Origin of the sequence: uncultured Georgenia sp. (genome assembly GCF_937958535.1) — a bacterium.
Taxonomy (GTDB): domain Bacteria; phylum Actinomycetota; class Actinomycetes; order Actinomycetales; family Actinomycetaceae; genus Oceanitalea.
Genome location: NZ_CALGNQ010000136.1, coordinates 1 through 4,134, shown reverse-complemented (window position 1 = coordinate 4,134; position 4,134 = coordinate 1). Strand labels below are relative to the sequence as shown.

The following is a 4,134-nucleotide window of genomic DNA, read 5'->3' as shown; positions in this document are numbered from 1 at the left end:
TCGGCGGCGTGGTGACCTTCAGCATCGCACCGCCGCCGATCCCGATGCCGACCCTGGCGCAGCCCGACCCGGCGGCCCTCGAGCTCGCGCAGACCTCGGGGCCCGGCAGCCCGCCCTGGGTGAGGACACTGGTCGGCTCGGCACTGGGCGTCGTCGTCTCCCTGCTCGTCCTGCCGCGTGTGGCCCGATGGCGGACGCGCCGGATCCGCGCCGCCGACCCGGTCGAGCAGGCGCTCCGCGCGAGCGGGGCGATGGAGCTGGGTGGGGACGACGCAGCGCCGGACGAGCGAGCGGACCGCGGGGCGCCCTAGCCGGGACACGCCCCGACGCGCTGGGTGCCTGCGCCGCCGAAGGAGCCACGTGCGGCGCCGACATGGCGAGTGCGGCAGCGACAGCGGCCATCACCTACCGTTGGACCATGGCCGACCTCACCGAGCTCCAGCCCGTCCTGCCCCCGCACGAGGTCCAGCTGGGCCTCGACACCTTCGGCGACATGACCGTCGACGAGGAGGGCAAGCCGCGCACGTTCGGTCAGGTGCTCCGGGAGGTCGTGGAGCAGGGCGTGCTCGCCGACGAGGTGGGCGTCGACGCCATCGGGCTGGGCGAGCACCACCGGGACGACTACGCCATCTCCGCACCGGAAATCGTCCTCGGAGCGATCGCGTCGAGGACCCAGCGCATCCTGCTCGGCACGGCGGTCACGGTGCTCAGCTCGGACGACCCGGTGCGGGTGTACGAGAAGATGGCGACCCTCGACGGCGTGTCCGACGGGCGCGCGGAGGTCACCCTCGGGCGGGGCTCCTTCACGGAGTCCTTCCCGCTGTACGGGCTCGACCTCGCGGACTACAACCGCCTCTTCGCCGAGAAGCTCGACCTCTTCGCCCTCCTCCTGCGGACCGACGGGCCCGTGAGCTGGGAGGGCACGGTCCGCGGCCCGCTCAAGGACGCCGTGGTCTACCCGCGGCCCGAGGCGGGCACGCTGCGGACCTGGATCGGCGTCGGTGGGTCGCCGGAGTCGGTGGTGCGGGCCGCGCGGTACGGCATCCCGATGATGCTCGCGATCATCGGCGGTTCTCCTGCCCGCTTCGCGCCCTTCGCCGACCTGTACCGCCGCGCGCTCGAGGAGCTCGGTCAGCCGGAGTTGCCGCTCGGTGTGCACTCCCCGGGCTTTGTCGCCGAGACCGACGAGCAGGCACGGGAGCTGATGTTCCCGCACTTCAAGGCCAACCGGGACCGGATCGGCGCGGAGCGGGGCTGGCCGCCGACCTCGCGTGCGGACTTCGAGGCGGAGGTCGAGCACGGCGCGGTGTTCGCCGGCTCTCCGGAGACCGTGGCGCAGAAGATCGCCGCCACCGTGCGCCAGCTCGGGCTCAGCCGCTTCGACTTGAAGTACAGCAACGGCCCGATGCCGCACCGCTACAGCCTGGAGGCGATCCGCCTTTACGGCACGGAGGTCATCCCGCGGGTGCGTGAGCTGCTGAGCTGACCGTGCCACGCGAACGGTCACCAGGGCATCCCAGGCGGTCGACCGGAGGTGAACCCGCATAGGGTCGAACGCGACCGCTCAGCGTGAGGCCGCTGGACCTCGGAGATCTTCACGGTCGAAGCGAGGAGGACGGACATGCCTGATGGCTGGGATGAGCTCCTGAGCTGGGGACGTGTACTGACGGGCGTTGTCGATCTCGACGAAGGGGAGCACTCGTACAAGCGGTCCTTGGCTGCCCGCATGCAGCGTGTGCGTTCGCAGTTCCTTGAACGTGCCGACGGCTGGACGGGTGAGCTGGTCACTGAGCTCGAGAGCACGAACCTCCTCAACTGGCGCTTGACGTACCAGGTCAGAGGCGCGGCGTCTGAGCGCCCGGGTGCTCTTGCGGCTGCGGTTGCGACCGTGTGGGAGATGAACGAAGCCGACGCATCTGCGCTCGGCCGTTTCGAGCCGGCAGTGCGTGAGGCAGTCCCTGCGATTGCCCCGGGAAACGTTGTAGCGTTCGGGTCCATCCTCCTGATGGCGCGAGACCCCTCCCGTTTCCCGCCATATCGACCCTCTCCCGTCACAAGGTGGCGAGAGGTCGTCGGTGGCGACGCTCCCGAGCCGAACGCGGTCGCCCGGTACACCGAGCTCTTAGGTCTCACCGACGAGCTCCTCGAGCGTGCCCCTGGTGCCGGGATCACGCTGGCGGACAGACTCGAGGCGCAGGGCCTCGCGTGGTCAGTACTCCAGTGGAAAGTCGCTGACCTCCCGCTCTCCGACACGGAGAGGCGCGCGCTTGCCAGCTGGCGCGGAGACAAAGACTTCCTCGCGATCCCCGATGAGGTAGAGCGAACGGTCGCCTCGGACGCTCGCGCCGTGGACGAGATCATTACTGGTCGGGACACGCGCGAGCGGACCTTGGCTGAGATCCACGTTCGTCGCGGCCAGGCCGAGTTCCGGCGAGCTCTTCTCAGCGCATACGGAGCGAGATGCGCCGTCACCGGCTCGGCGACGGAGGCGGTCCTCGAGGCGGCCCACATCCACCCATATCGTGGTGGCCACACCAACATGGTGACCAACGGCCTGCTGCTCCGGGCAGACATCCACACGCTCTTCGACCTGTGCCTGCTGACGGTCACCGTCGAGGGTGGCAGATACATCGTGCGAGTCGGCCCGGCCGTGACCGAGCCAGCGTATCGAGCTCTCGACGGTCAGCCGCTTCGCGTCCTTCCGAAGAGCCGCAACGCCTTACCAAGTCGGCGGCTGCTTGCCGACCACAACGCGGCGTGCGACTGGCTCGGGTGAAGCCGGCACAGCGGTACCCAGGAGGACTGACCGGAGACTAAGGCATCCGTGCCTGTGATGCCCTCACGGCATGGGCTCCAGAGCCGCGAGCCCTCACCTCCGCCCCCAACCTGCCGATAGGTGGGCACGAGAGGGGTGGCACATGGACGGGATCGTCGCGATCTCACAGCGCATCGCCGGGATCCAGGGGCAGCTGGCGGCACTGTCGCCTGCCCCGGTGCGCACGACCGGGTCGGCGCAGAGCTTCGACAGTGCGCTCACGCGGGCGGTGCGCGAGTTCGCGCCAACCGCATCCACCCTTGCGCCGCCCACCACTGCCCTGGCACCGGCAACCACGACCACACCCGCCGTCCTCAATTCTGACGGCGTGCCGGCGGACCTCGCGGCCTACGGCAACGGCAAGGTCCCGCCGGCCGCGCTCCAACAGATCGGGAACACCGGCCACCGGTTGTGGGCGCCCGCGGCGACGAAGTTCGAGCAGCTGCTCGCCGCTGCTGCCGCCGACGGTGTGACCATCGGGATAAACGACTCCTACCGCACCTACGAGCGCCAGGTGGAGCTCGTCGGCGAGCTCGGCCTGTACCCCGAGGGCGGTCTGGCCGCGGTACCCGGCACCAGCCGCCACGGCTGGGGGATGGCGGTGGACCTCCGACTCGACGGCGAGGCGCTGCAGTGGATGCGTGCCAACGCCGAACGGTTCGGCTTCGTCGAGGACACCCCGCGCGAGACCTGGCACTGGGCCTTCTACCCCGACCGCGTGCGCTGACCGCGCCCACCTCCGGGGTGCACGCCTTCCGGTCCACCGTCCCTCCGGGCATGCTGGGGCCATGACCACCGTCGACCAGCTGCGCAAGGCCGCGCTCGGGCTGCCCGAGGTCGTAGAGACCACACACGTCGGCATGGTTGCCTTCGCCGTGCGAGGGCGCGGGTTCGTCGACGTCACCGACGACGGCGTCGTCCAGCTCCATCTCCCGGGGCCGGAGGCCGACGAGGTGCTCGTCGCCTGCCCGGCTGCCGAGCGGCTGGTGCGGATGGGTAAGCCGATCGGGGTGCGGATGCCGCTGTCCGCCGTCGACGGCAAGGAGCTCAACGACCTCGTCAAGCGGTCGTGGGCGAGCCGGGCCCCCAAGCGGCTCGCCGCGACCCTGGCGGCGATCGAGCGCAACGAGGTGCCGGCGGAGAGCGACCTGCCCCGGGCCATCGGGCGGCCCGCGACCCGGGCGCTGCTGACTGCCGGCATCACCACCCTCGACGACGTCGCGAAGCACTCCGAGCAGGAGCTCCTCGCTCTGCACGGCGTGGGACCGCGTGCCATCAGGCTCCTCTCCGAGGCCCTCGCCGAACGCGGGCTGACCTTC

At 70.6% G+C, this 4,134-nt stretch carries 5 protein-coding genes; all 5 read left to right on the top strand.

The annotated features are described in order from the left end of the window. Window positions 1-311: hypothetical protein (locus Q0195_RS07705; protein WP_299276694.1), on the top strand; the 311-nt coding region annotated here is incomplete at its 5' end. Window positions 312-418: 107 nt separating this feature from the next. After that, complete coding sequence (locus Q0195_RS07700; RefSeq protein ID WP_299276692.1) at window positions 419-1,486, top strand: LLM class flavin-dependent oxidoreductase; 1,068 nt, start codon at window positions 419-421, stop codon at window positions 1,484-1,486. Between the two features lie 135 nt (window positions 1,487-1,621). Further along, the gene (locus tag Q0195_RS07695; RefSeq protein WP_299276689.1) at window positions 1,622-2,776 is read left to right on the top strand and encodes an HNH endonuclease; all 1,155 of its coding nucleotides are present in this window, start codon (window positions 1,622-1,624) and stop codon (window positions 2,774-2,776) included. Window positions 2,777-2,918: 142 nt separating this feature from the next. Next, window positions 2,919-3,542 (top strand): M15 family metallopeptidase, encoded by a 624-nt coding sequence (locus tag Q0195_RS07690; protein ID WP_299276686.1) that lies wholly within the window; start codon window positions 2,919-2,921, stop codon window positions 3,540-3,542. A 61-nt stretch (window positions 3,543-3,603) separates the two neighbouring features. Next, window positions 3,604-4,134, top strand: a 531-nt coding sequence (locus tag Q0195_RS07685) for a helix-hairpin-helix domain-containing protein (protein ID WP_299276683.1), incomplete at its 3' end; no start/stop codon positions are given.